24 protein-coding genes are annotated in these 23,816 nt (G+C 37.7%); 10 read left to right on the forward strand and 14 right to left on the reverse strand.

The window, feature by feature from the left end; translation table 11 throughout:
• Nucleotides 1-14 precede the first annotated feature (14 nt).
• From AC1DND_RS04980 to ubiE, 11 genes are all read right to left on the reverse strand, one after another.
• A complete protein-coding gene (locus tag AC1DND_RS04980; protein WP_121283542.1) occupies nt 15-545 on the reverse strand; it encodes an OmpH/Skp family outer membrane protein in 531 nt (176 codons plus the stop codon).
• A 100-nt stretch (nt 546-645) separates the two neighbouring features.
• Nucleotides 646-3,189, reverse strand: a complete 2,544-nt coding sequence (gene bamA, locus AC1DND_RS04985; protein ID WP_215131232.1) for an outer membrane protein assembly factor BamA — start codon at nt 3,187-3,189, stop codon at nt 646-648.
• A 149-nt stretch (nt 3,190-3,338) separates the two neighbouring features.
• The gene (locus tag AC1DND_RS04990) at nt 3,339-4,079 is read right to left on the reverse strand and encodes an isoprenyl transferase (protein ID WP_029274091.1); all 741 of its coding nucleotides are present in this window, start codon (nt 4,077-4,079) and stop codon (nt 3,339-3,341) included.
• A gap of 297 nt (nt 4,080-4,376) precedes the next feature.
• Nucleotides 4,377-4,694: a DUF6089 family protein gene (locus tag AC1DND_RS04995; RefSeq protein ID WP_477579615.1), complete on the reverse strand. Its 318-nt coding sequence runs from the start codon at nt 4,692-4,694 to the stop codon at nt 4,377-4,379.
• 2 nt (nt 4,695-4,696) lie between these two features.
• A complete protein-coding gene (locus AC1DND_RS05000; protein ID WP_477579616.1) occupies nt 4,697-5,578 on the reverse strand; it encodes an NAD kinase in 882 nt (293 codons plus the stop codon).
• Nucleotides 5,579-5,587: 9 nt separating this feature from the next.
• Complete coding sequence (locus tag AC1DND_RS05005) at nt 5,588-6,250, reverse strand: CBS domain-containing protein (RefSeq protein ID WP_029274088.1); 663 nt, start codon at nt 6,248-6,250, stop codon at nt 5,588-5,590.
• Complete coding sequence (locus AC1DND_RS05010; RefSeq protein ID WP_057932771.1) at nt 6,251-7,015, reverse strand: alpha/beta fold hydrolase; 765 nt, start codon at nt 7,013-7,015, stop codon at nt 6,251-6,253.
• A 183-nt stretch (nt 7,016-7,198) separates the two neighbouring features.
• Nucleotides 7,199-7,645, reverse strand: coding sequence for a GatB/YqeY domain-containing protein (locus AC1DND_RS05015; RefSeq protein WP_057932770.1), 447 nt, complete (start codon nt 7,643-7,645; stop codon nt 7,199-7,201).
• A 111-nt stretch (nt 7,646-7,756) separates the two neighbouring features.
• On the reverse strand, nt 7,757-8,515 hold the full coding sequence (locus AC1DND_RS05020) for an SDR family oxidoreductase (RefSeq protein ID WP_477579619.1): 759 nt from the start codon (nt 8,513-8,515) through the stop codon (nt 7,757-7,759).
• 89 nt (nt 8,516-8,604) lie between these two features.
• On the reverse strand, nt 8,605-9,402 hold the full coding sequence (gene porT, locus AC1DND_RS05025) for a type IX secretion/gliding motility protein PorT/SprT (protein ID WP_477579621.1): 798 nt from the start codon (nt 9,400-9,402) through the stop codon (nt 8,605-8,607).
• On the reverse strand, nt 9,399-10,130 hold the full coding sequence (ubiE, locus tag AC1DND_RS05030) for a bifunctional demethylmenaquinone methyltransferase/2-methoxy-6-polyprenyl-1,4-benzoquinol methylase UbiE (protein WP_215131244.1): 732 nt from the start codon (nt 10,128-10,130) through the stop codon (nt 9,399-9,401). The genes porT and ubiE overlap by 4 nt, the downstream gene beginning before the upstream one ends.
• Before the next feature lie 154 nt (nt 10,131-10,284).
• On the opposite strand from ubiE, the gene yihA reads away from it, so the two are divergent.
• The 3 genes from yihA (at nt 10,285) to AC1DND_RS05045 (ending at nt 13,638) form a co-directional block, all read left to right on the forward strand.
• On the forward strand, nt 10,285-10,908 hold the full coding sequence (gene yihA, locus AC1DND_RS05035) for a ribosome biogenesis GTP-binding protein YihA/YsxC (RefSeq protein ID WP_029274081.1): 624 nt from the start codon (nt 10,285-10,287) through the stop codon (nt 10,906-10,908).
• Between the two features lie 90 nt (nt 10,909-10,998).
• The gene (locus AC1DND_RS05040; protein WP_477579624.1) at nt 10,999-11,856 is read left to right on the forward strand and encodes a UbiA-like polyprenyltransferase; all 858 of its coding nucleotides are present in this window, start codon (nt 10,999-11,001) and stop codon (nt 11,854-11,856) included.
• 75 nt (nt 11,857-11,931) lie between these two features.
• A complete protein-coding gene (locus AC1DND_RS05045; RefSeq protein ID WP_477579626.1) occupies nt 11,932-13,638 on the forward strand; it encodes a M3 family oligoendopeptidase in 1,707 nt (568 codons plus the stop codon).
• A gap of 740 nt (nt 13,639-14,378) precedes the next feature.
• Here the strand turns inward: AC1DND_RS05045 and AC1DND_RS05050 are convergent.
• Nucleotides 14,379-15,596 carry an MFS transporter gene (locus tag AC1DND_RS05050; protein WP_477579643.1) on the reverse strand — a complete coding sequence of 406 codons (1,218 nt, stop codon included), beginning with the start codon at nt 15,594-15,596 and terminating at the stop codon, nt 14,379-14,381.
• Nucleotides 15,597-15,887: 291 nt separating this feature from the next.
• On the opposite strand from AC1DND_RS05050, the gene AC1DND_RS05055 reads away from it, so the two are divergent.
• Genes AC1DND_RS05055 through AC1DND_RS05065 form a run of 3 tightly spaced genes read left to right on the forward strand, consistent with a single transcriptional unit; the run spans nt 15,888 to nt 18,176 of the window.
• Nucleotides 15,888-17,456, forward strand: coding sequence for an amino acid permease (locus AC1DND_RS05055; protein ID WP_477579628.1), 1,569 nt, complete (start codon nt 15,888-15,890; stop codon nt 17,454-17,456).
• 32 nt (nt 17,457-17,488) lie between these two features.
• Entirely contained in the window at nt 17,489-17,608 is a 120-nt protein-coding gene (locus AC1DND_RS05060; protein WP_477579630.1) for an amino acid permease C-terminal domain-containing protein, read from the forward strand.
• Nucleotides 17,609-17,624: 16 nt separating this feature from the next.
• On the forward strand, nt 17,625-18,176 hold the full coding sequence (locus tag AC1DND_RS05065; protein WP_477579632.1) for a hypothetical protein: 552 nt from the start codon (nt 17,625-17,627) through the stop codon (nt 18,174-18,176).
• A gap of 187 nt (nt 18,177-18,363) precedes the next feature.
• Here AC1DND_RS05065 and AC1DND_RS05070 read toward each other — a convergent pair whose 3' ends face one another.
• Nucleotides 18,364-18,516, reverse strand: a complete 153-nt coding sequence (locus AC1DND_RS05070; protein WP_426325474.1) for a hypothetical protein — start codon at nt 18,514-18,516, stop codon at nt 18,364-18,366.
• Nucleotides 18,517-18,519: 3 nt separating this feature from the next.
• On the reverse strand, nt 18,520-20,223 hold the full coding sequence (locus AC1DND_RS05075; RefSeq protein WP_477579634.1) for a KUP/HAK/KT family potassium transporter: 1,704 nt from the start codon (nt 20,221-20,223) through the stop codon (nt 18,520-18,522).
• 228 nt (nt 20,224-20,451) lie between these two features.
• On the opposite strand from AC1DND_RS05075, the gene AC1DND_RS05080 reads away from it, so the two are divergent.
• From AC1DND_RS05080 to AC1DND_RS05095, 4 genes are all read left to right on the forward strand, one after another.
• A complete protein-coding gene (locus tag AC1DND_RS05080) occupies nt 20,452-20,934 on the forward strand; it encodes a T9SS type A sorting domain-containing protein (RefSeq protein WP_477579636.1) in 483 nt (160 codons plus the stop codon).
• A gap of 75 nt (nt 20,935-21,009) precedes the next feature.
• Nucleotides 21,010-21,621: a fumarylacetoacetate hydrolase family protein gene (locus AC1DND_RS05085; RefSeq protein WP_477579637.1), complete on the forward strand. Its 612-nt coding sequence runs from the start codon at nt 21,010-21,012 to the stop codon at nt 21,619-21,621.
• A 3-nt stretch (nt 21,622-21,624) separates the two neighbouring features.
• Nucleotides 21,625-23,358, forward strand: a complete 1,734-nt coding sequence (locus AC1DND_RS05090) for a M23 family metallopeptidase (protein WP_477579639.1) — start codon at nt 21,625-21,627, stop codon at nt 23,356-23,358.
• 177 nt (nt 23,359-23,535) lie between these two features.
• Nucleotides 23,536-23,816, forward strand: a 281-nt coding sequence (locus tag AC1DND_RS05095) for a peroxiredoxin (RefSeq protein WP_477579641.1), incomplete at its 3' end; no start/stop codon positions are given.

A 23,816-nucleotide genomic window follows, 5' to 3' on the forward strand; every position in this document is an offset into this window, starting at 1 on the left:
CAGGGGCGAATATACTAATTATTTACAGTCCCTGGTTTATAACCTAATTTTACAATTACGTCATTACTAACATCGTAACTGCTACTCGCATAAATCATCATTGTTGCTTCACTGCTCTTGTCGAAAATGAAGTCTAAATATTTAGATTTTGCAATCTGTTTAATCGCCTCGGCTACTTTATCCTGAATGGGTTTAATTAATTTTACCCTGCTTTGAAAAAGATCCCCATCTGGCCCAAACTTAGAACGTTGAAATTCTTTAGCCTGTTTTTCTTTTTCTATAATCTCGTTTTCACGGCGCTTGCGCATATCATCGGTTAACAAAACCTGATCGGCCTGATAAGCCTTGTACATCCTGTCTATTTCAGAAAAATTCTGGTCCACCTGTTGCTGCCATTGTTTAGAGGCRACATCTAATTGACTTAGTGCCGATTTATATTCTGGTAAATGTTTCAAAATATACTCCGTGTCTACATAAGCAAACTTCTGTGCAAAGGCACCAAAAGAAGTGCAAAGTAGGAATGCGATAAAAAGATACTTCTTCATTTGTGTGTGTGTTAATGATATAGTTAATAACCTAAGCTTTCTTTAAACTCCTATTGCAATGATTTATTGCATAATTAGTTAAATTTTTGTTCTTTATCAATTAAAATCCACCTAATTGTTGTGCGATACTAAATGTAAAATTTTGCTTTCCTCCGTCTGATAGTCCAGGTATGGTATCAAACGCATGTCCATAATCGATACCCAACAAACCAAATATAGGAAGGAAGATCCTTGCACCTACACCCACTGATCTTCTAACGTTAAAAGGATTAAAATCACCAAATCTGTTCCAGGTGTTACCAGCTTCTGCAAAGGCCAAAACGAAAGCTGTGGCTTGTTGGCTTGCAATAACGGGATAACGTGCCTCTAATACATATTTGGTATAAATTGGGCTACCTGATTGCTGCGCTACAGCCGGATCGGATCCATTCGGGATAACAGCATTGTTAGCGTAACCACGCATCGCGATCAGCTCAGATCCCTGCAAGAAATCGAATCCCTGCATACCATCACCACCAAGTTTAAAACGCTCGAATGCTGATTGGCCAACTGCTTTGTTATATTGCCCCAAGAAACCAAACTGGGCCTGCGCTTTGATTACCAGGTTTCCGGCTACACGTTGGTACCATTGTGAATCGAATTTCCATTTATGATATTCAGTAAAGCGATATTTCTCTCTATCTGATGCCGTTGCATAGTTTGTTTTATTTAACAATGAAAATGGTGGCGTTGCCTGAACGGTGAAACGTAAGAATGATCCAGATTTAGGGAAGATCGGCGAATCTCTTGAATCGCGGCTAATCTCCTGTGATAAACTTATGTTGTAAGATGTACCCGTATTGAATAAATATCCTGAATAGTTATTTAAGATGTACTGTTGTACACTAACCGCATGGCTTAACTGAAAATAGTTATCTGGCCAGTTTAATCTTCTACCTAAACTAACCGTTACACCATTTAAACGTATTTTTTGAAACTGCGCATTATCTGAACTTAATCCATTAGATTGTAGTGAAGTAAATGCACTCACACCGAAACTTACCGGTTTCTCGCCACCAAACCAAGGTTGAGAGAAGGAGAAACTATATGATTGGTAATATTTACCGTTGGTTTGTCCACGTAAGCTTAATTTCTGCCCATCACCTTTTGGCAATGGTTTGTAAGCTTTTAAATTAAATAAGTTACGTAACGAAAAGTTATTGAAGGTTAAACCTAATGTACCAATGATACGGCCACCACCAAAACCACCTGATAACTCAATCTGATCTGAAGGTTTCTCTTCTACAGCATATTCAATATCTACAGTACCATCTGCCGGGTTAGGGCGAGGTGTAGGTACAGTTTTAGACTCGTCGAAGTTACCCAATTGACCGATTTCGCGGATGGTACGGATCAAATCACTTTTGTTAAATTTCTGTCCGGGTTTGGTACGGATCTCACGCAAAACAACTTTATCGTTTGTAATGGTATTACCTTTTAAAGTAATGCGGTTGTTGGTATACTGTGGACCTTCGTACATGCGTAATTCCACATCAACAGTATCGCCATAAATTTTGGTCTGTACCGGATCGATATTAAAAGTTAAATATCCATTATCGGTATACATACTGTTAATGTCGCCACCGTTTTCGCCACCGCCGTTTAATTTTTTATTTAATTTTTCTTCGCTAAAAACATCACCTTTTTCGATGGTTAATACTTTTTGCAAAATACTATCCGGATAAATGGCATTACCTGCCCAGGTAATATTACCGAAGTAATATTTTTTCCCTTCGTAAAGGTCCATCCTGATGTTAACCTTTTTCTTGTTATGCTGGTAAATGGTATCTTTTAATAATTCGGCATCACGATAACCTTTCTCGTGCATTTTGGCAATCATTTTCACCTTGTTCTCTTCGTATTTCTCTTTCGCGAATTTTCCAGAGCCCCAAAAGCGCCACCAGGCAAATTGTTTAGGGGTTTTAAGGTATTTTCTGAGTTTTGCTGATTTAAAATCTTTGTTTCCGGTAAAATCGATATGCTGTACTTTAACACGGTGACCTTTATCGATATTTGCTTCTAATACCACACTGTTTTCTGCATTCGGATCTTTACGTGTTTTGTAATCGATCTGGGTAAAGAAAAAGCCCTTATCCAATAAGTATTTTTTAACAATGGCTGAGGTGGTGTTGTACAGGTTATCGTTTACGATTTTACCTGTTTTATCATTTAGCTTTTCTTGAATTGCAGTTTTTTCAGATTTACGGATACCTTTTAAATCGATAGAACTTAAACGCGGGCGCTCAACTACTTCAATTTCAAAATAAACCGAATCCTGAACAAACTTTTCGATATTAAGTTTAACATCATCAAACAATCCCTGCGCCCAAAGCGTTTTAATCGCATCAGAAGTTGCCTCGCCGGGAAGCACGATTTTATCGCCTTTAGTTAGTTTAGATAAGGTAATTAATACTTCTTTGTCTAAATATTGGGTTCCGGTTACCGTGGTACCACCAATGATATATTCTTTTGGACTAAAATAATCGAGATCTAAGCCACCAACCTTTAAAGAAGGGGTTACCGGTGCCTGACCTTGTGGACGTACTTGAGCGAAGGCCGGAGCGGCTAAAACTAGTAGGATTAAAACTTGAAATATTCTTTTCATTAAAATTAATTGTTCAGTAATGGCCAAAAGGTAACGATATTTTATAAAGCAAAATTTCTTTACGTTGTTCCCTTATTATGGTTTCATTTATCGTATAAAAGTGGTGCTAAGTTAGTTTAAACGCTTGTTAAAAAGTGTTAAAAGAAAAATTAGTTTAATTGTTCGCTAATTTTACCAAAACGGCGTTCGCGTTTTTGATAGTCTACAATAGCCTCGAAAAGATCTTCTCGTCTGAAATCCGGCCATAAAACATCAGTAAAATAAAACTCGGTATAAGCCATTTGCCAAAGCAGATAATTGCTGATACGGTGCTCGCCACTGGTCCTGATCATGAGTTCAGGATCGGGTATATTTACAGTTGTTAGTTTAGATGAAAACAGGTCTTCGTTTATATCATCCAAAGAAATCGTATTATCTTTCACAGCTGATGCAATTTTTTTGGCGGCCTCCAAAATTTCCCACTTTGCACTATAGCTCAACGCTAATGTTAAAGTACATTTTTCGTTATGGGCAGTCTTTTCCATGGCTTCTTTTAAATCATCTATACATTCTTGAGGTAAAGATGCAATATTACCAATGGCATTCAGTTTAATATTGTTTTTATTAAGTGTTTCGGTTTCTTTGTTGATGGTAGAAATCAGAATCTGCATTAATGCATCTACCTCTTCTTTAGGCCTGTTCCAATTTTCTGTAGAAAAAGCATACAAAGTGAGGTACTCGATACCTACTTCCACACAACCTTCCACAATGTCTTTTACAGAAAGTACACCTTGTTCATGTCCGAAAACCCGCACTTTACCCTGGCCTTTTGCCCATCTTCCATTACCATCCATGATTACGGCAATGTGCTTTGGCAGGCGGCTATAGTCTATTTGTTCTTTAAATCCCATTAATTATGTCAAAATCAGCTTAAAAGGAATAGCATTTTGAGGATACAAAGGTAAAAGATATGCCAACACTAACAAATAGATAAGTGTCCCTTTTTCTAAAATCGCCTCTTTGGGTACCCGCTTGTCCGATTTGGTAGCGTGAAGGATCGGATAAATTGACCTGATTTTGGCCATTTCCAACTATTACAGGATTAACCGGATAGCGGCCGCTTACATCGTCAATATAATCGGTAAGTGGTGTCCGGTAACCTAGTTCAGTAAAAACACTCCAGGTATTTTTATAATTATACCTGAGCCCTAATCAAACTCGTGCATTGATGTTTTAAAACGGAGGTTTCTTTCACGGAACTGTTCATTACTAGAATTAGCATCATCTGCCTTAACTTGTCCGTAAGTATAATTTAAGCGAGCGCCCAAATATTGGTTAAAGTTACGTTTTACATAAGCACCGCCTGAGAGTCCGCTAATTTGCAATGGATTATTTTGATTGAGATCGCCCATGTAACCTGCTCCTCCACCCATTAGCCCAACTTCCCAGGTGCCTTCTTGCGCACGAAGAATTTGTCCGCTAAAGATAAAGAAGAGGAGAATTAAGAGAGGTTTGGTTGGCGTCATACTTAGTAGTTACGGGTATCAATGCCCCATAATAATTTATTTCTTAACGTGTTTAAGTAGGTTTCATTGTTAAGGCGGATAAGATTTACACAAAAATCTGCCTTTTTTATGCTAATTTTTACTGAACGCTCTACGGTGACAGTTCGGCTATCACAAGAAACCAGAAATTTTGATTCGCGTGCTTCTACCTCAAAAGAGAGTTTATTATCATCTGGTACAACCACCGGCCTTACATTTAAGTTATGCGGTGCAATAGGCGTAATTACAAAATTTTCAGAATCGGGATAAATAATCGGGCCACCACAGCTTAATGAGTAAGCGGTTGATCCCGTCGGGGTTGCAATAATCAATCCATCGGCCCAATAAGAATTAATAAACTCATTGTTCATTGAGGCATGGATAATCATCATGGCAGAATTATCGCGGCGGTGAATGGTAATATCATTCAGTGCAAAATTCTCTTCTCCAAACAGGCCATTATCCGATTCTAAAGTTAAAAGAGAACGGGAATCTAAGGTATATTCTCCGTTAATTAAGGCCTTTAGCGCCGATCCTATTTCATTTTTGTTGATGCTGGCGAGAAAACCCAACCGGCCAAAATTGATTCCTATTACKGGTATGCCCGAATTACGGATTAACGATAAGGTATCCAGTAAGGTACCATCGCCTCCTAAGCTCAACAATACATCGGCAAGGTCTTTTAGTTCGCTATGGTTATGAAAAATAATCGTATTGGCAGGCAACTTAATTTTGCCATGAAGGGATGTTTTAAATTTTGAATATAAAACCGGCTGGATATGATGCTCGGCTAAATGATTAAAAACCTCTTGAACGTAGGGCAAAACCGTGTCATTAAAATCTCTCCCGTAAATTGCAATCCTCATAAAGTAGGTTTATACATTTAAATAGTTCATGAAAGAATCGTAACGCTCCTGCGACCCATCATCAATCTGCGTGTTATTGTATACCTCTTTAACCAGATAATCATATCTTTCGAAAGAAGCTACCAATGAAGTAATTTCTGTTTTATTTACTTTGAGCGTTACTTCTAAACGTGTAGAATTTTCGAAAGAATTCACGTAAGAAGAGAGCACCTGTGCATTATCGGCTTCAACAATCTGTGCAATATGTGCCAGAGAATTATCGCGGTTACTGATTTCCAAAACGATAATTCCTCCAGGTTCATTTACAGCATACTGTTCGGCCACGGCATTTACCATGTTATTGATCGAAATTAAACCCAGGTAATTTTTCTGTTGATCTAAAACCGGAACAGCTGTCAATTTTAACTGACTCAATAACCTGATTACATCATAAGTATGTACGTTACTCAACACGAAAACATTAAGTATGTTTACCGCACTATCGCTTAAAAGTGTATCGTGATTATCAATATTTAGTAAATCATCTTCAGAAACCAGCCCCAATAAAGTTACCTCGTTAACAACCGGCAAATGCTTTAGTTTAAAATCGTTCATACGATCTAAAGCTTTCTGCACCGTGTCATCGGCCCTTAGTGATGGAATTGCATCTGATATGATTTCTGCTGCAAACATTTATTTTAACAATATTCTATCTAAAAATTTCTCTAAAAATGCATTAAATATTTCCGGATGTTCCATCATAGGCGCATGCCCACATTTATCAACCCAATTTAATTCCGAATTCGGCAACAATTCATGAAATTCTTCTGCCACTTCTGGAGGCGTAACCTTATCATTTTTACCCCAGATTAAAGAAACCGGTATGGTAATTTTCGACAGTTCTTTAGCCATGTTGTGGCGTATTGCCGATTTAGCCATAGTTAAAATCCTAATAACCCTCGATCTATCGTTAACCGTTTTAAAAACATCATCAACGAGTTCTTTGGTTGCAGTTGCAGGATCGTAAAAAGTAAACTCTACTTTTTCCTTAATGTAATCGTAGCTCTCTCTCCGCGGGAAAGAACCTCCAAAAGCATTTTCGTATAAACCAGAGCTACCTGTTAGTACCAAGGCTTTAACAAATTCCTGATGGGCAACCGTAAATACCAAACCCACATGGCCACCAAGCGAATTACCAACAAGTACTACCTGGTTTAAATTTTTATATTTTAAAAAGCGATGAAGATATCTCGACAATGCTTTTACGCCCAATGTTAAAATAGGCAAATCGTAAATTGGTAAAATTGGAATAATTACACGATAGCGATCTTTAAACTGTTCTATAACCAGTTCCCAATTGCTTAGTTCGCCCATTAGGCCATGTAGCAATACCAGTGTTTCGCCTGTTCCAGCTTCGATGTATTTAAATCCGTCTTCTTCTATTATCGGGTAGGTCATATATATTCTAGATGGTATTGTGCTACTAAGTTAGTAGAGTAAAATTAAATTTATGCATTTCTATGCCATTTTTCTGAAATAAAATCGAAAACGGTATAAAAACGCCCTTTGTAAAGCGGTAAGCAACTAGCGACCAGCGATAAATGCGCTTTAAGCTTTAGTCTTTCTGCTTTTAGCCTTAAATTAAGCTAGTTTTTCTTTAACAATCTCAGCAATTAATTTACCATCGGCTTTACCTGCAAGTTCCTTATTTGCCATGCCCATTACCTTCCCCATATCCTTAACCGATGTAGCACCAGATTGTTTGATTACAGCCTCAATAATTGCAGCAACCTCTGCCCTATCTAACTGTTTTGGCAAAAACTGACTAATCACTTCAATTTCTTCTTCTTCTACCTGATACAAATCTTCGCGATTTTGTTGCTTGTAAATATCAGCAGATTCGCGGCGTTGTTTAATCAGTTTCTGAAGAATTTTAAGTTCAGTTTCTTCCGTAATTTCTTCTGAAGATCCTTTCTCTGTTTTAGCTAAAAGTAAAGCTGCCTTTATTGCTCTTAAACCTCTTAACTGTGCATTGTTTTTAGCCAACATGGCTTTTTTTATTTCCTGATCTATTGTGTTTGATATCATTTCTTTAATTGGTTAATCGTTCCAGGGGTTAAGTGGTTAATTGTTATAAGGTTAATCTGTTAAATGCCATTGCTATTCACAACAGTTAACCAGTTTAAACAATTTAAACAGTTAACCCCTACTTATAATTGTTGCTGTAGCCTGTGCGGTAGGCATAATCAGCATGTCGTTAATGTTAACATGTTTTGGCCTGCTTACTACATACCAAATGGCATCTGCAATATCGTCGGCAATTAACGGCTCCAGGTTTTCGTATACTTTTTTTGCCCGGTCTTCATCACCTTTAAAGCGCACCACCGAAAATTCGGTTTCTACCATGCCCGGATTAATTTCGGTAACCTTTATGCCGTGGGGCAATAAATCGATACGCATACCTTTACTCAAAGCATCAACAGCATGTTTGCTGGCACAATATACGTTTCCATTTGGATAAACTTCTTTCCCGGCAATAGAACCAATGTTAATAATATGGCCGGATTGGTTTGGTATCATCCAGTTGGAAACAATTTTGGTTACATAAAGCAAACCTTTTACATTCGTATCAATCATGGTGTCCCAATCGTTGGTATCGCCTTTATCAATCGGATCTAAACCCTGGCTTAAGCCCGCATTGTTAATCAAAACATCAACCTTTTTCCATTCTGTTGGCAAAACTTCTAAAGCAGCGGTAAGACTTTCTTTATCGCGAACATCGGCAAAAACCTGTTTGATGGTAATGGCATACTTGTCTTCTAAATGATGGGCAATTTTTGCCAACCGATCTTCTCTGCGGGCCAATAATACCAGATTGTAACCTTGCTGAGCAAATGTATGTGTACAAGCTTCGCCAATACCAGAAGTTGCGCCTGTAATTAATGCGATTTTAGACATTTTTATGAATTTTAAGTCTCGGTAATTCTTTAAGATAACATCTTTGATTTACCTACACCAACAAAGGTAAGTTTTTTTGGATTGCAGGACTATTGAAAAATCAAACTGAATGTTAATTGACGTAATTTCAACTTATCTATCGGATTGGCATAAACCGTATTGTCGTGCTGAAGCAAATCGTTGGTCGAATAGGAGAGTTTTATTTCGGGCGACATTTTAAAATACTCAAAGTAAATGTCGAAACCAATACCTGTTTCGTACGACAGATAATTTCTTTGATTTTTTAAAAACTTATTTACCGGTGTTTCGCCTTCATCGAAAGTTTTCTTTTTCGAAGCTATATCTATTGAATATTTAGCGCCGCCTAACCAATATACCCTAAAATTATTCATCCGGTTCGACTTCACCTTTAGGCCTAATGGAAATTCGAACATGGTTGCCTGAACTTTTCTTTCAACTACGGTTTGAAAGTTTTTCGTTTGCCCATTGCCTACGTTGATCGGCGCCATAGGTTCATACTCGTAAGTTACTATCCTATCACTAAAAATAAGGGACGGCGTTGCCCTGATATCGAAGTTATCAGAGATCATTCTGTTCATTACAAAACCCAACCCAAAACCTTGCGATGGTGGGCTAGAAATAGAATTTAATGTTGAGGTAACCGGAATGCCCGAATTCGGATCGTAAGAAGGATCCAGAGAATTTGGCACCTCATAAAAAGGCGATCGCCAATTTTGCTTTTTAAGAATTTTGTATTCGGCTGAGATATATTGGAAATTAAAACCAAAACTCCAATCTTCATCATCTATTCCACCGCCCCAATTTTGAGCAAAGGCGCTTGTAGAAATCATAAAAAGTGAAAGAATGAGGCTTAATTTTCTGATCATTTGGTTCCTACATATATCGAACTTATTCCAAACGTTAAAATTCTTTGTTTGGTACTTTTAAAGCCAACTTTTTCCATCAGGTTGGTAAAATCTTCTCCGTCGGGAAAAGCTGCTACCGATTCTGGCAAATAGGTATAAGCTCTGTGGTCTTTAGAAAATAGTTTTCCAAAGAAAGGCGTTACCTGTTTAAAATAAAAACTATACAGTTGTTTTACCGGGAAAACCTTTGGCTTAGAAAATTCCAATATTACCATTTTCCCGTTGGGCTTTAATACCCTGTACATATCGGTTAATCCTTTTTCGAGGTTTTCGAAATTACGCACACCATAAGCGCAGGTAATCGCATCAAAAGTATCATTTTCGAAATGCAGACCTTCAGAATCGCCTACCTGAACGGTAAAAACTTCGTTTAAACTACGCTCGTTAATTTTCTTCTTGGCTACTTCTAACATACCTTCAGAAATATCAACACCAATTACCTTTTCGGGATGAAGCTTTTTAATGGCTTCAAAGGCAAAATCGCCAGTTCCTGTAGCTACATCAAGCAAAGTTCTCGGGTGGATGGAAACCAGTTCTTTAATGGCTTTCTTACGCCATAATACATCTATCCCTAAAGAAAGAAAATGGTTTAAAAAATCGTAAGTGCCCGAAATGTTATTAAACATGGTTGCAACCTGCTCCTTTTTAGTTGCATCTTCTACTTGGTATGGGGTGATATTCTGATTCATGATATGGGGCAAAGATAGAGAAAAGAGTTTGCAGTTGGGAGTTTGCAGTTGGGAGTTTAGCGATTCCCTTAAACTTTACGAATTGCTGACGACGGTAGGTTTTTGACTCCACACTCCAAACGCCCAACTCAAAACTAATTGTTACCTTTGCACTATGATTATCAAAACGGCAACATTTGTTTGCAGCAACACCCAGATTTCGGCACTACCAGCACCAACTATGCCCGAATATGCATTTATTGGCCGCTCTAACGTGGGTAAATCTTCATTAATCAATATGTTGGTTAATCAACATGGATTAGCCAAAACCTCTCAACGCCCGGGAAAAACACAATTAATTAATCACTTTCTGATTAACGAAGCCTGGTACATTGTCGATTTACCGGGGTATGGCTATGCCAAGGTTTCTAAAACCAGCAGAGAGAAATGGGAGAAATTTATCCGCGCCTATATAACCAAAAGAGAAAGTTTACAATGTGTTTTTGTTTTGATAGACAGCCGTTTAGAGCCACAGGGAATTGATATAGAATTTTGCTATTGGTTAGGTGAAAAACAGATACCTTTTTCGTTAATTTTTACCAAAGCTGATAAACAGGGCATGACAACTACCCAAAAAAATGTAGCTGCCTTTAAGAAAAAATTAGGTGAGTTTTTTGAAGAGATCCCTGCCACCTTTATTTCCTCTGCCGAAAAAGGAACCGGAAAAGATGAAGTGCTGAATTTCATTTATGAGGTGAATAAAGATTTTGTTGTGCCAACAGATTATAAGAAGTTTTAACCAGTTTTCGGTTCACAGTGCACAATTTTCAGTTTAACATTAAAAATCTGTGTAATCATCCCCTACGGGAAATTAATCAGTTCTAAAAAAATGAAAAAATACTTTTCACTCGTATTATTCGCCCACTCTGTTTTTGCGCTACCATTTGCCATGATTGGTTTCTTTTTGGGCGTAACTACAACAGAAAACCCATTTTCCTGGTATAAGCTGATTTTAGTTTTGCTTTGTATGGTTTTTGCCAGAAACTCTGCCATGGCTTTTAACCGTTACCTGGACAGAAATATTGATGCAAAAAATCCACGCACCAAAATGCGCGATATCCCTGCGGGCAAAGTTTCGGCAAACGAAGCGCTGATTTTCGTAATCGCCAATTGTGTACTTTTCGCTATTACCACCTACTTTATTAACCCACTTTGTTTCTATCTGTCGCCAGTAGCTTTGTTTGTAGTTTTGTTTTATAGCTACACCAAAAGATTTACGGCGCTTTGTCATATGGTATTGGGCTTAGGCCTGGCGCTTGCTCCTATCGGCGCTTACATTGCCGTAACCGGACATTTTGCTTTGGTTCCTGTGCTTTACTCCTTAACCGTATTGTTCTGGGTAAGTGGATTTGATATTATATACGCATTACAGGACGAAGAATTTGACCGGGAAGAGAAATTACATTCCATTCCATCGGCACTTGGCATTAAAAATGCTTTGAATGTTTCGGTGCTGTTGCATATACTCTCTGCTACCTGTGTTATTTTGCCTGTGTTTTTTACCTCCTTTAGCTGGGTTTATTACATAGGTATTGTGTTTTTCTGTTCGATGTTGATTTATCAGCACTTACTGGTAAAACCAAATGATATCAGCAAAGTAAACAGGGCGTTTCAAACCTTAAATGGTTATGCATCGGTAGTATTTGCGATATGCTTTTTAATAGATGCGTATTTGAGACATAAATAAAATGAGAGAAGGCCGAATGATAGAATGTTTAACATTCACTAATTCCATCATTCTCCAATTCAATAATTAAACATCATGATTATAACTAAGAAACCTAGAACATACATTCCACAGAAACTAAACATTACCTGGGAAAATTTAGAACCACTTTTTACCGAACTGCAAAACCGCGAAATAACCAGTACTGCTGAGTTAGAACACTGGTTAAAAGACCGTTCGGAGCTTGAAGCTGCTTTAGAAGAAGATTTTGCCTGGAGATATATTAAAATGAGTTGCGATACCGCAAATGAAGAATTGGTTAAAAACTTTCAATATTTTGCAACTGAAATAGAGCCGAAAATTTCTCCATTCGCCAACGAACTGAACAAAAAATTTGTCGAAAGTCCTTTTATGAACGACCTGGACAAAGAAAAATATTTCGTTTACAGCCGTGCGATAAAAAAAGCATTAGCGCTTTACCGCGATGAAAATATTGAGCTGTTTACCGAATTACAGGTGAAACAACAAAAATACCAGAGCATTACAGGCGCCATGAGTGTTGAGCTAAACGGTCAGGAATATACTTTGGAGCAAGCCTCGATCTTTATCAAAGATTTAAACCGCGAGGTACGCGAAAATGCATGGAAAACGATTCAACAACGCCGCTTAATTGATAAAGATGATTTAAACGTGTTGTTTGATGAGTTGATTAAACTGCGTAATCAGGTTGCCTTAAACGCGGGTTTTGAGAATTACCGCGATTACATGTTCCAGGCTTTGGGCCGTTTCGATTATACCCCACAAGACTGTTACGATTTTGCCAATGCTATTGAAAAAGAAATAGTACCGATTTTAAAAGAGCAGGCCGAAAAACGCCGGGAAGCTTTAGGACTAGAAGTATTAAGGCCTTGGGATTTAGAAGTAAGCATTAGTGGCAAGCCAGCCTTGAAACCTTTTAACAACGGCGAAGAACTGATTGATAAAAGTATTGCCTGCTTTAATGCCATTGATGAAAAGTTAGGCTCAAAATTGGCAACCATGAAAGCCAATAACCTTTTTGACGTAGAGAGCAGAAAGGGTAAAGCGCCAGGTGGTTACAATTACCCATTGGCTGAAACCGGAGCCCCGTTTATCTTCATGAATTCGGCAAATTCGTTGCGCGATTTAACCACAATGGTTCACGAAGGCGGCCATGCGGTACATACTTTTTTAACCGCAGATTTAGAATTAAACGATTTTAAACATTGCCCTTCTGAAGTTGCTGAACTCGCATCTATGAGTATGGAACTCATCTCTATGGATAACTGGGATGTTTATTTCGACAACGAAGAAGATTTAAACCGTGCTAAAAAAGAACAGTTGGCCGATGTTTTGAAAACTTTACCGTGGGTTGCTGTAATTGATCAGTTTCAGCACTGGATTTACACCAACCCAAACCATACTGCGGCTGACCGTGAAGAAACTTTTAAGCAGATTTTTAACCGTTTTGGCGCTGGTTTTGCCGATTGGAAAGATTTAGAACAACAATTTGGAAATGGCTGGCAAAAACAACTGCATTTATTCGAAGTTCCGTTTTACTATATTGAGTATGCAATTGCCCAGTTAGGTGCTATTGCTGTTTGGAAAAACTATAAAGAAAATCCAGAAAAGGCTTTAAATCAATACTTAGCGGCACTTTCATTAGGTTATACTAAGCCAATGAACGAAATATATGAAACAGCGGGAATCAAATTTGATTTCAGCGCAGAATATGTAAAAGAACTTGCAAGTTTTGTAAAAACAGAACTGGATAAACTGGGATAAGGCAGAAGATTTTTTTCTCCTCATAGGAATATAATAAGGGTCGTGGCATTTTGCCACGACTTCTTTGTTTTTATGAACCACAGATAAAAAGGATGAACACAGATTAATACTAGTTCTGGTCTTAGCGTCTCGCTAAGACCGAAGTTTAATTCTTTTTTTACGGCATGGACGTTGTAAAGGCGCTTCGACTCCACTCAGCGTGACACCCTAGGGAGAATTGTCAACTGGATTTAACACATCGTTAAGCATTTTTTTGCTACGGAAACACAGAAGACACGGAAACTAAGCAAGAATTCAGAACCTCATATCTGGTCTTAGCGTCTCGCTAAGGCATTGGTTTTCTCCAAGGAAACACAATAATACGGATATTATAAAAAGACGCATAGACTCCGTTCAGCGCGACAACCCGAGAGAGATTATCAAATGGATTTAACATATCGCTAAGCATTTTTTTGCCACGGAAACACAGAAGACACGGAAACTAAATAGGCGTACATAGCTGCTATTTACCTCACATTTTTTCGGTAATCATACCCATGTTTTATCTGCCGTACCCAAATAATAGACCTGATGGAAGTGAAAATCCCTTTTGGGTGTTGGATAATTATTTTTATCAAAATTTTCCCAAAAGGATTGTAACAAACAGCAGGACTGGACCCTACCTATATATTGCAAACTTTGCTCTTCAAGAAATATTCGACTCCGCTTAGGAAGAGAAAACACACATCATCTCCAATACCTTACACTTCATCTTTTTTTCGAAGCCTAAGAATAACAAACATCACCAAAACTGAAATTAAGATCATGACCAGATAGCTATAACTTAGATTACGTTCATCTTTAGCAGGGATCAGATTTACGATACCATAACTCAAAAAAGAAACAATAACATAGGTAATCCCTCCTGTTAAGCCGCCGGCAATTCCAGCATTTTTGGGGAATTTGCTCAGGCAGAAAGTGAAGTAATTATTAAAAGTGAAGCCTGCTCCTACATGGATTAAAAATGCAAAGAAAATTAACGACCAAATATTAGAAACAAAATTTAAGCTTATAATCATCAGGACTACAAATGCTACCTGAAACAGCGAGTTGATCATTAATCGCTTAAAGAAGGGCTTATTAATGGTGGCCTTACCAATAAAGCCCCCTACCATCCAGGCGAAACCTAAAAACAGGGAACTATAACCTGCAATAACGGGTGAGAAGTTGAAATGATGCTCAATGATAAATGGCCCAGTCATGTTGTAAACCATCACCATACAATAGGCTAAACCCAACATCACAATACCTAAGGTAAAGCTTGTTGTTTTAATCATTTCGATATAAATACCCGTTATCTTTTTCAGTTGAAAATCGGTAAAGTGTTTTAATGTTTCGCCACTGAACAAGAACTCCAGCACTGCAAAAACAAGTGCAAAACCAGCCAAGAAATAGAAATTAGATTCCCAACCAAATAATGTTTGCAGATAACCACCAATAAAAGGTGCTATAATTGGTCCGGTAGACCAGATGATGGAAAACAAACTCAGGTAATGTTTTAGCTGATCGCCCTCAAAAAGATCGACAAAGTATGCTCGTTTGGCCACAATAATAGCCCCTACGGTAAGTCCGTGGATAATGCGCATTAAATAAATAAGGTAAATGTTATGGGTGGTTGCAATGATGATACTTGCTGCGGCAAAAATTAATAATGCGTATAAACAGATTTTATACCTTCCAAAACTATCGAGCACACTACCGATAAAAAGTTGTGCAACCCCATAGCTTATTAGAAAAATGCTGAGTGTAAGTTGAACCTGAACATTGCTCACCTGCATTTCGCCAGCCATGGTAGGTAATGAGGGGATATAAATATCGGTAGCAAAACCCGACAATGGAATTAAGGCAAAGGCCAGTAAAGTAGCAAAACCCTGGTGACGTTCTTTGATGTATTTTATTTGTGCTATATCTGCATTCATAATGGTACTGTAATGGTATATAAATATTCTAATCAAACAAAACTTATATCGTTTTATGTGCTTTACTGATTATTGACAGCAAAATTAACTGTTTCATTTATCCTAAAATTATGCGAATCAAACAAAGGATTATTCAAGCCAAATAATTGTATTTTTTTACTTTAATCTAATAATTACCACTCTTTTTGATGGCATTTTGCCTACTAGCGCGTGGTGTATTGAAAATTATATCCTGCTTTAAACGTTTTTAACCAAACTTTTTATAAGTTTGAGGAAACAAGCAAACAAAAGATGTTCGAAAAGCTATTCAGAAAAAAATCTATTTCCAAGATATTACAAGATGCGGCAAAAGGCTATGGCGACCATGAAAATACATTACATAAAACACTCGGAGTACGCGATTTAACAGCTTTTGGAATTGCAGCGATTATTGGAGCAGGGATTTTTAGTACGATTGGCAAAGCAAGTGCAGATGGTGGTCCGGCGGTAATCTTTTTATTTATTTTTACAGCAGTAGCCTGTAGTTTTGCAGCCTTTGCTTACGCAGAGTTTGCTTCAATGGTACCTGTTTCTGGCAGTGCTTACACCTATTCTTATGTAGCCTTCGGCGAGTTGGTGGCCTGGATTATCGGGTGGTCGCTTATTATGGAATATTCCATCGGTAATATTACGGTAGCCATATCCTGGTCTGATTACTTTACAGGACTACTCTCTACCATCAAAATACCACCCCTCGGCATAGAGGGCATCCATGTGCCCGATTGGATGACAATGGACTATTTAAGTGCCTATAACGGACATAAACATGCTGAAGCGCTTCTGGCGGCTGGCAAAAACCTGGCAGATTTAGATTCGGCTACAGCATTGGCCAATAATGCTTGGCTTACCGCCCCAACAATCGGTAGTTTTCATCTTGTTGCAGATATTCCTGCTTTAGGTATTATCATTTTAATTACCTGGTTAATTTACCGTGGAATGAAAGAAAGCCGGAATGCCAGCAACGCGATGGTAGTGGTTAAACTTGCGGTAATCCTTTTGGTATTAGCGGTAGGTATATTTTATGTAGACACAAAAAACTGGGATCCATTTGCTCCGAACGGTGTTTCAGGAGTTTTAAAGGGAGTTTCGGCAGTGTTTTTTGCTTATATCGGTTTCGATGCCATTTCTACAACGGCCGAAGAATGTAAAAATCCACAACGCGATTTGCCGCGCGGAATGATGTGGGCGATTATTATCTGTACCATCCTTTATGTGGCTATTGCACTGGTTTTAACAGGTATTGTTAAGTCAGATACCTTAGCCGTTGGCGATCCGTTGGCATTCGTTTTCGATCAGATTAACTTAAAATTAATGAGCGGTATTATTGCCGTAAGTGCAGTATTTGCCATGGCCAGTGTACTTTTGGTTTTTCAAATGGGTCAACCACGTATCTGGATGAGCATGAGCAGAGATGGCTTATTACCAAAATCTTTTTCGAAAATTCACCCTAAATACAAAACGCCTTCGTTTGCTACCATTGTGGTAGGCTTTGTAGTGGCAGTACCATCGTTGTTTATGAATCTTACTATCGTTACCGATCTCTGTTCTATCGGAACACTTTTTGCTTTCGTACTGGTTTGCGCAGGGGTTTTAGTATTACAGAACAGGCCCGATGTACAGCGTGGAAAATTCAAGATACCTTATGTAAACAGTAAGTTTATTGTGCCTATTGTTTTAATTGCGACTATAATTTTTGCATTCACAAAATATGGTAAAGAAACCAAAGCTTTCTTTTTCAATTCCCCTAAAACAATCCAAACGGTAACTTTTGTTACTTCTTTAAGTGGCGATGAACTTAAAATTGTTAAAGAGGAAATTTAATTCCGGTTTTAGGATTGATTAGCTGTTTGTACATGATGTGCGAACTTGGCATTTCGAACTGGATCGGCTTCGGCATCTGGCTGGTAGTTGGCCTCGTGGTTTATTTTGCCTATGGTTACAGGCATAGTAAACTGGCAAATCCGGAGGTTTAAGCTATTAATGAATGATATGACAATTTTTGAGAAAATAGAGAAACATCAGACAAAGGAAAATTATGTCAAAATTAAAAGAGACGTTGGTAACAAATCTTATGTACTTTCTCATGGTTATATCTTAGATCACTCATTTGATTTTGTTCTCCTTAAAGTGAACGATGATTTTCTATTTAACGGATTTACCATTTTCCCAATATCTTCTATTATCAAGATCAGACACAACGACTATGATCAATTTTTCGATTCCATAATGGAACAGGAGGGCCAGAAAAAGCTGATCGAAATACCTTACCAAATTGATTTAGAAAGCTGGGAAACCATTTTCAATTCTATAAAAAGCACAAACTTAAAATGTGCTGTAGAAAACGAAAACAATGATCGCTTCTTTTTTAGAATCGGAGAGATTGTGAAAGTGAAAAGAAAAAGTTTAAAAATTTTGAACTTCGATCCCGCAGGTTATATGGATGATGAACCAACAAAGATAAAGTATAAAGAAATTTCTGCTATAGGCTTTGATGATAACTATATCAATACAATGACTAAATACTTAAGGGCAAAGCTATAAATTGTTGCTTATTTACTCATTCTGCGTCATGCTGAAATTTATTTATAGTATCTTCTAATTCTTCGGTAGGTGAGACACCAACCGATAGCCCTCGAGTGGTAAGACCCTGAAACAAGTTCAGGGTGACGATCTCGCAAATGTCCTTCTAACAAAAAATCCCCTTTCTTTAACAGAAAGAGGATTCAATTTATTTCTTCTTTATAAAGGCCAGCGCGGTAATCATCACCAGCCCCAATCCAGATGCAATCATATAATTATTGGCATGATCGAAATGGTACAGTTTAGCTATGGGTCCAGCTATAAACAAACTGATGCCCAATATTAAAATCGCAGTTCTCATCAGTTAAACCGGCAACCTGTTCAATTCAATATCATCTGGTGTAACGAAAATCAACGGAACTTTCTCTACATCAACATAACTGCTATCCAAGCCAAAGCTCCGCTCCTCAGATAAACTTAATTTTTTAAGGATAAAGTAATAATCCATAATCTGTCTTTCATAGAAACTTAACTTGGTAAACTTAGATAAATGTTTTTCTAAAAGAACAAACCTGAAATCGCCAGCAATTTTATGCTTGTTTAACGAAGTGTACTGACAGTTCGCACTGGTTAAATAAACCAGCTGAGAAGAGTATTTCGGAACCGATTCATCCCCGCTCAGTTCAGTTAAAATCTCATAATAATCCTCAATTTCGACATATTTAACAAAGCGGTTTTTGATTTTGCGGGCTACAAACCAACTCCACATCACTGTAAACAATAACGAACCGATTAATACAGTTACCCAACCACCATGTAAGAATTTGGTTAAATTACTGATTAAAAATGTTCCTTCAATAATTACATAGGTAAAAAAGAATATCGCAACTAAATATTTCGGAAAACGTCTACTTCGCAAATAAAAACTAACCAGAATGGTGGTCATTAACATGGCTATGGTGATAGATAGACCATAGGCCGCATCCATTTTCTCTGCCTTTTGAAACAACAGTACAATACCACAACAACCAATCCATAACATCCAGTTAATAGAGGGAACGTATAACTGGCCTTTAGAAACCGATGGGTAAACAATTTTAATTTTAGGCCAAAGGTTTAAACGTACTGCTTCAGCAATTAAGGTAAAAGACCCACTAATTAAAGCCTGACTCGCAATTACTGCCGCCATAGTGGCCAGTATAACCATCGGAATCTGAAACTGATCGGGAACGATCTGAAAAAATGGATTCATTTTTGCACCTGGAACATAACTTCCACTGTTCTGCAAAATCCAAACGCCTTGCCCTAAATAGTTTAAAATAAGGGTTAATTTCACGAAAATCCAACTGATTCTGATGTTATTTCTACCGCAGTGGCCTAAGTCTGAATATAAGGCCTCAGCTCCTGTTGTACATAAAAATACACCGCCAAGAATTAAAAACGCTAGTTTATTGGTAACCAGTAAATGAATGGCGTAATAAGGGTTAAATGCCTTCAGGATAGTAAAATCTTTAACAATAAAAGACATACCCAATACACCCAAGACAGCAAACCAAACAAACATTACGGGCCCGAAAAGCTTTCCAACCAAATTGGTTCCAAACTGCTGGATAATAAACAGAACCGTTAAAATGCTTAATACAATGGGGATAACCGGCACATCGAACTTACTGGTTAAACCTTCAATTGCTGAGGTAACCGTAATACTTGGTGTAATAATTCCATCGGCGAGTAATGCGCAACCTCCTACCACAGCCGGAACCACCAGCCACTTCGCCTTTTTCCGAACCAAAGAAAATAAAGAGAAAATACCACCCTCACCTTTATTGTCGGCCCTTAAGGTAATAATAACATATTTAATGGTCGTTTGTAGTGTTAGCGTCCAAATGATACAGGATAGTACACCAAGAACATTTGTGGGATTTATATCCTGTTTACCGCCTAAAATGGTTGTAAAAATTGCATTTAGGGTATATAATGGAGATGTACCAATGTCACCGAACACAATTCCTAAACTTATTAGAACCCCGCCGGCGGTTAACGCGTTGACATTTTTATGATTTGACACTTCGTTGATTATTTTAGTGCGGCAAAAGTAAACTAACTATAACAATTTAACAACCAAATTATTGTGTATTTTTAACACTATGAAATTTAAATTTTATTGTTAAATTGTGTTAAATTATGGGTTTTAAACAAAATGTTTAATTTCTTTGTTTTAAATTAATACATTTGCTATACCAATTTGATGAAACTCTACGCTAAGATAACGTTCCTCACAAAACTTGCATGCACATTGTGCATTGTCTTACTGTGCGGCGTAAATTCTTGGGCACAACAAGCTGATAGTATTCGCATTAGCTTAAAAAACAGAACAAAAAAAGTAAGCAGAATTCCTGAAATCAAAGCCAACATTACGCCTTACAAACCACTTTATATGACAGTTGGCGGCTCTGGAATGTTCAATACTTACTCCACAACTCCAAAAAATACAACGGTTATAGCAAAAGATAAATTGTTAACCATCGTAAAAATATATCCAAATCCTGTAGAAGATCAGTTAAATATTATCTTATCTATCGGAAAAGATGGCACACAGACTACGATCAAAATCATCGATTTATTGGGAAATGAAGTGGCAACACTTTCAAATGAACGCCTAAATGCTGGTGAGCAGACCAAAAGCTTCGTCATTCCAAACAGGATTAATCCTGGCATTTACTTTTTGAGGGTTATTGCCGGTTCCGAAAGCCAGGTAAAACGGATCTCGGTTTTATAACACCATTTTCTTTTCTATTTTTGATTGATGTGGATTTAATTCCCGTCTATTTTATCATATTTCATATTCTTAAGAATGAAAATCATCGCCATTGGCCGAAACTATGCCGAACATGCAAAAGAACTGAACAATCCGGTTCCAACTATACCCGTAATTTTTCTGAAACCTGATACAGCTGTTTTAAAAGACAATAAACCTTTTTACCTGCCTGATTTTTCTGATGATGTACATTACGAATTAGAAGTGGTATTAAAAATCTGTAAAGAAGGAAAACACATCGCAGAAAAATTCGCCGCGACTTATTATGATGAAGTGGGATTAGGCATCGATTTTACCGCCCGAGATATCCAGAGCAAACACAAAGAAAAAGGATTGCCTTGGGAACTTGCCAAAGCTTTTGATAACTCGGCACCCATCAGTATCTTCTATCCTAAAAGTGATTTTGAGGATCTTTACAACTTAAATTTTGAGTTGAAGGTAAATGGAGAAAGCCGCCAGGTAGGCCATACTAAAGATTTGTTATTCTCGTTCGAGAAGATAATCAGCTTTGTTTCTCAATACATTACTTTAAAAAAAGGCGATTTAATTTTTACCGGAACACCACAGGGCGTCGGAAAAATAAATAAGGGCGATAAATTGGAAGCCTGGTTAGAAGGAAAGCAACTTTTAAATTTTGATGTAAAGTAACGAATGATTAAAAACCCGATCCAGCATAAGTTAAAATTTTTGGTTTCGATCTGCCTTTTATTTGCTTCAACTTTTGTTCAGGCGCAACAGATTTATAGTACGAATAAATACCCTATTACCGATTTCAGACAACCTTTGGATATTAGTCCTCCTGCCCTTGCAGGTTCTTTTGGTGAAATCCGCGGCAATCACTTTCATTCTGGAATTGATTTCAGGACCAACCAACGCGAAGGTTACCCTGTTTATGCCGTTGCAGATGGGTATATTTCGAGGTTAAGGGTTCAGAACAGTGGTTTCGGACAGGCATTGTACATTAATCACCCTAATGGTTTCACTACTGTATATGGCCACCTTCAACGGTTTGCTCCCAAAATTGCAACCATTGTTAAAAACCTTGAATACGAGAAAAAATCATTTGAGATTGATGAGTTTCCCGATGCCACATTAATTCCGGTACATAAAGGCGAGATTATTGCCTGGTCTGGTAACCKTGGAAGTTCGGGCGGTCCGCATCTGCATTTCGAAATCAGAGATACCAGAACAGAAGAGACCATAAATCCTCAGTTTTTCGGGATCATCATACCCGATAACATTCCACCTGTTCTTCATGGTTTGTATGTATACCGTTTAAATGGCAAAACCTTTAACGAAAATACACCTAAACAAGCCATCGGCATTAGTGGAGCAAATGGCAATTATAAAACCACTGCCCCCATCAGTTTAACTGGTGAGGTTGGCTTCGGCATCGTGGTAACCGATCGGCATAATGGTTTATCAGGCACCAACGGGGTATATTCGATCCAACTGGAGCTTGATGGGAAGAAAATATATACTTCTGCCCTTGAACGCTTTGCGTTTGAAGACAGTAAGGCCATCAACTCGCACATCGATTACCCAACTTATTTAAATACCAAAAGAAGTATTCAGAAAAGTTTTGTTGAACCTGGTAACCCTTTAAAAATTTATAGCGGTTTGGTAAACAGTGGTAGGATTAATTTCAATGATGGTGCTTCACACCAACTGCGCTACATCGTAACCGATTCGAAAGGGAACTCTTCTGTCCTCCCTTTTACCGTAAATGCAGGCTCAGCACCTATTGCAGCGCCGGTTATTCCCGCCGGAATAATTTATCCGTATAATAAGGTGAATGAATTTAATACCGATGATATTAAAGTAGTTTTCCCACTCGGAACATTGTACAGCGATTTAAATTTCACTTATAAAAAACTGCCTAAACCGACGGGAAATGCCTGGTCGGCCGTACATCAGATTCATAATAAATACACGCCACTGCATATCGGTTTCGACATCTCGATCAAGGCTGATAACCTTCCGGAAAACTTAAGAAGCAAAGCCCTAATTGTAAATAACAACGGTACATCTCAGGGCGGGTTTTTCGAAAATGGCTATGTTAAGGCTACTCCAAAAAACTTCGGCAGTTTTTATATCGCTATTGATACCCTTGCACCAAGGATCGTACCTGTAAATATTGCTGAAGGAAAAAACATGGCCGGTTTATCTAAAATATTTTTCAGAATCAGTGATAATTTATCAGGTATAAAAAGTTTTAATGGTTATATCGATGGCAAATGGGCTTTAATGGAATTTGACACTAAAACAGCTACACTTTGGCATAGTTTTGACGAAAGAACAACTTCCGGAAAGCATATATTGGAATTAGTTGTAGTGGATATGAAAGAAAACACCAGAAAATACACAGTAACATTCTTTAAATAGGATCAGGATTTTCAAGATTTAAGGGTTTTATGATCGAGTTGCATCAAAACCATAATTAAAACTAAGAAATGTCATCTTTTAACATAAATTGAACAGTATAATAAGTTAAAACGTTTAAATTGCGTGTAATCTTAAGCATTCAATCAATATAACATTCTAAATTCAATCATTATAAATATGGCAGCGTTAAAAGAAGGTGATCAGGCACCGGCAATTACATCAAAAGATCAAAACGGCATTGAAGTTTCTTTAAGCGATTATCAAGGCAAAACGGTTGTTCTGTATTTTTACCCCAAAGATGATACACCAGGCTGTACTGCCGAAGCTTGCGATTTCAGGGATAATTATCAGGGCTTACAAGCAAAAGGCATTGTGGTTTTAGGTGTTAGCGTTGATGATGAAAAATCGCACCAAAAGTTTGTTACCAAGCATAATTTACCATTTACCCTGCTTGCAGA

It is taken from the genome of Pedobacter sp. 01N416, from assembly GCF_056399685.1.

Excerpts from the sequence above, each read along its gene's own strand:
- AC1DND_RS05055 (WP_477579628.1), top strand. The coding sequence starts at position 15,888 with ATGTTCGAAAAGCTATTCAGAAAAAAATCTATTTCCAAGATATTACAA.
- AC1DND_RS05085 (WP_477579637.1), top strand. The coding sequence starts at position 21,010 with ATGAAAATCATCGCCATTGGCCGAAACTATGCCGAACATGCAAAAGAA.
- AC1DND_RS05065 (WP_477579632.1), top strand. The coding sequence starts at position 17,625 with ATGACAATTTTTGAGAAAATAGAGAAACATCAGACAAAGGAAAATTAT.
- AC1DND_RS05045 (WP_477579626.1), top strand. The coding sequence starts at position 11,932 with ATGATTATAACTAAGAAACCTAGAACATACATTCCACAGAAACTAAAC.
- AC1DND_RS04995 (WP_477579615.1), bottom strand. The coding sequence starts at position 4,694 with ATGACGCCAACCAAACCTCTCTTAATTCTCCTCTTCTTTATCTTTAGC.
- AC1DND_RS05020 (WP_477579619.1), bottom strand. The coding sequence starts at position 8,515 with ATGTCTAAAATCGCATTAATTACAGGCGCAACTTCTGGTATTGGCGAA.
- porT (WP_477579621.1), bottom strand. The coding sequence starts at position 9,402 with ATGATCAGAAAATTAAGCCTCATTCTTTCACTTTTTATGATTTCTACA.
- AC1DND_RS04990 (WP_029274091.1), bottom strand. The coding sequence starts at position 4,079 with ATGGGATTTAAAGAACAAATAGACTATAGCCGCCTGCCAAAGCACATT.
- AC1DND_RS05010 (WP_057932771.1), bottom strand. The coding sequence starts at position 7,015 with ATGACCTACCCGATAATAGAAGAAGACGGATTTAAATACATCGAAGCT.
- AC1DND_RS05070 (WP_426325474.1), bottom strand. The coding sequence starts at position 18,516 with ATGAGAACTGCGATTTTAATATTGGGCATCAGTTTGTTTATAGCTGGA.
- bamA (WP_215131232.1), bottom strand. The coding sequence starts at position 3,189 with ATGAAAAGAATATTTCAAGTTTTAATCCTACTAGTTTTAGCCGCTCCG.
- yihA (WP_029274081.1), top strand. The coding sequence starts at position 10,285 with ATGATTATCAAAACGGCAACATTTGTTTGCAGCAACACCCAGATTTCG.
- AC1DND_RS05060 (WP_477579630.1), top strand. The coding sequence starts at position 17,489 with ATGATGTGCGAACTTGGCATTTCGAACTGGATCGGCTTCGGCATCTGG.
- AC1DND_RS05040 (WP_477579624.1), top strand. The coding sequence starts at position 10,999 with ATGAAAAAATACTTTTCACTCGTATTATTCGCCCACTCTGTTTTTGCG.
- AC1DND_RS05005 (WP_029274088.1), bottom strand. The coding sequence starts at position 6,250 with ATGTTTGCAGCAGAAATCATATCAGATGCAATTCCATCACTAAGGGCC.
- AC1DND_RS05015 (WP_057932770.1), bottom strand. The coding sequence starts at position 7,645 with ATGATATCAAACACAATAGATCAGGAAATAAAAAAAGCCATGTTGGCT.
- AC1DND_RS05050 (WP_477579643.1), bottom strand. The coding sequence starts at position 15,596 with ATGAATGCAGATATAGCACAAATAAAATACATCAAAGAACGTCACCAG.
- ubiE (WP_215131244.1), bottom strand. The coding sequence starts at position 10,130 with ATGAATCAGAATATCACCCCATACCAAGTAGAAGATGCAACTAAAAAG.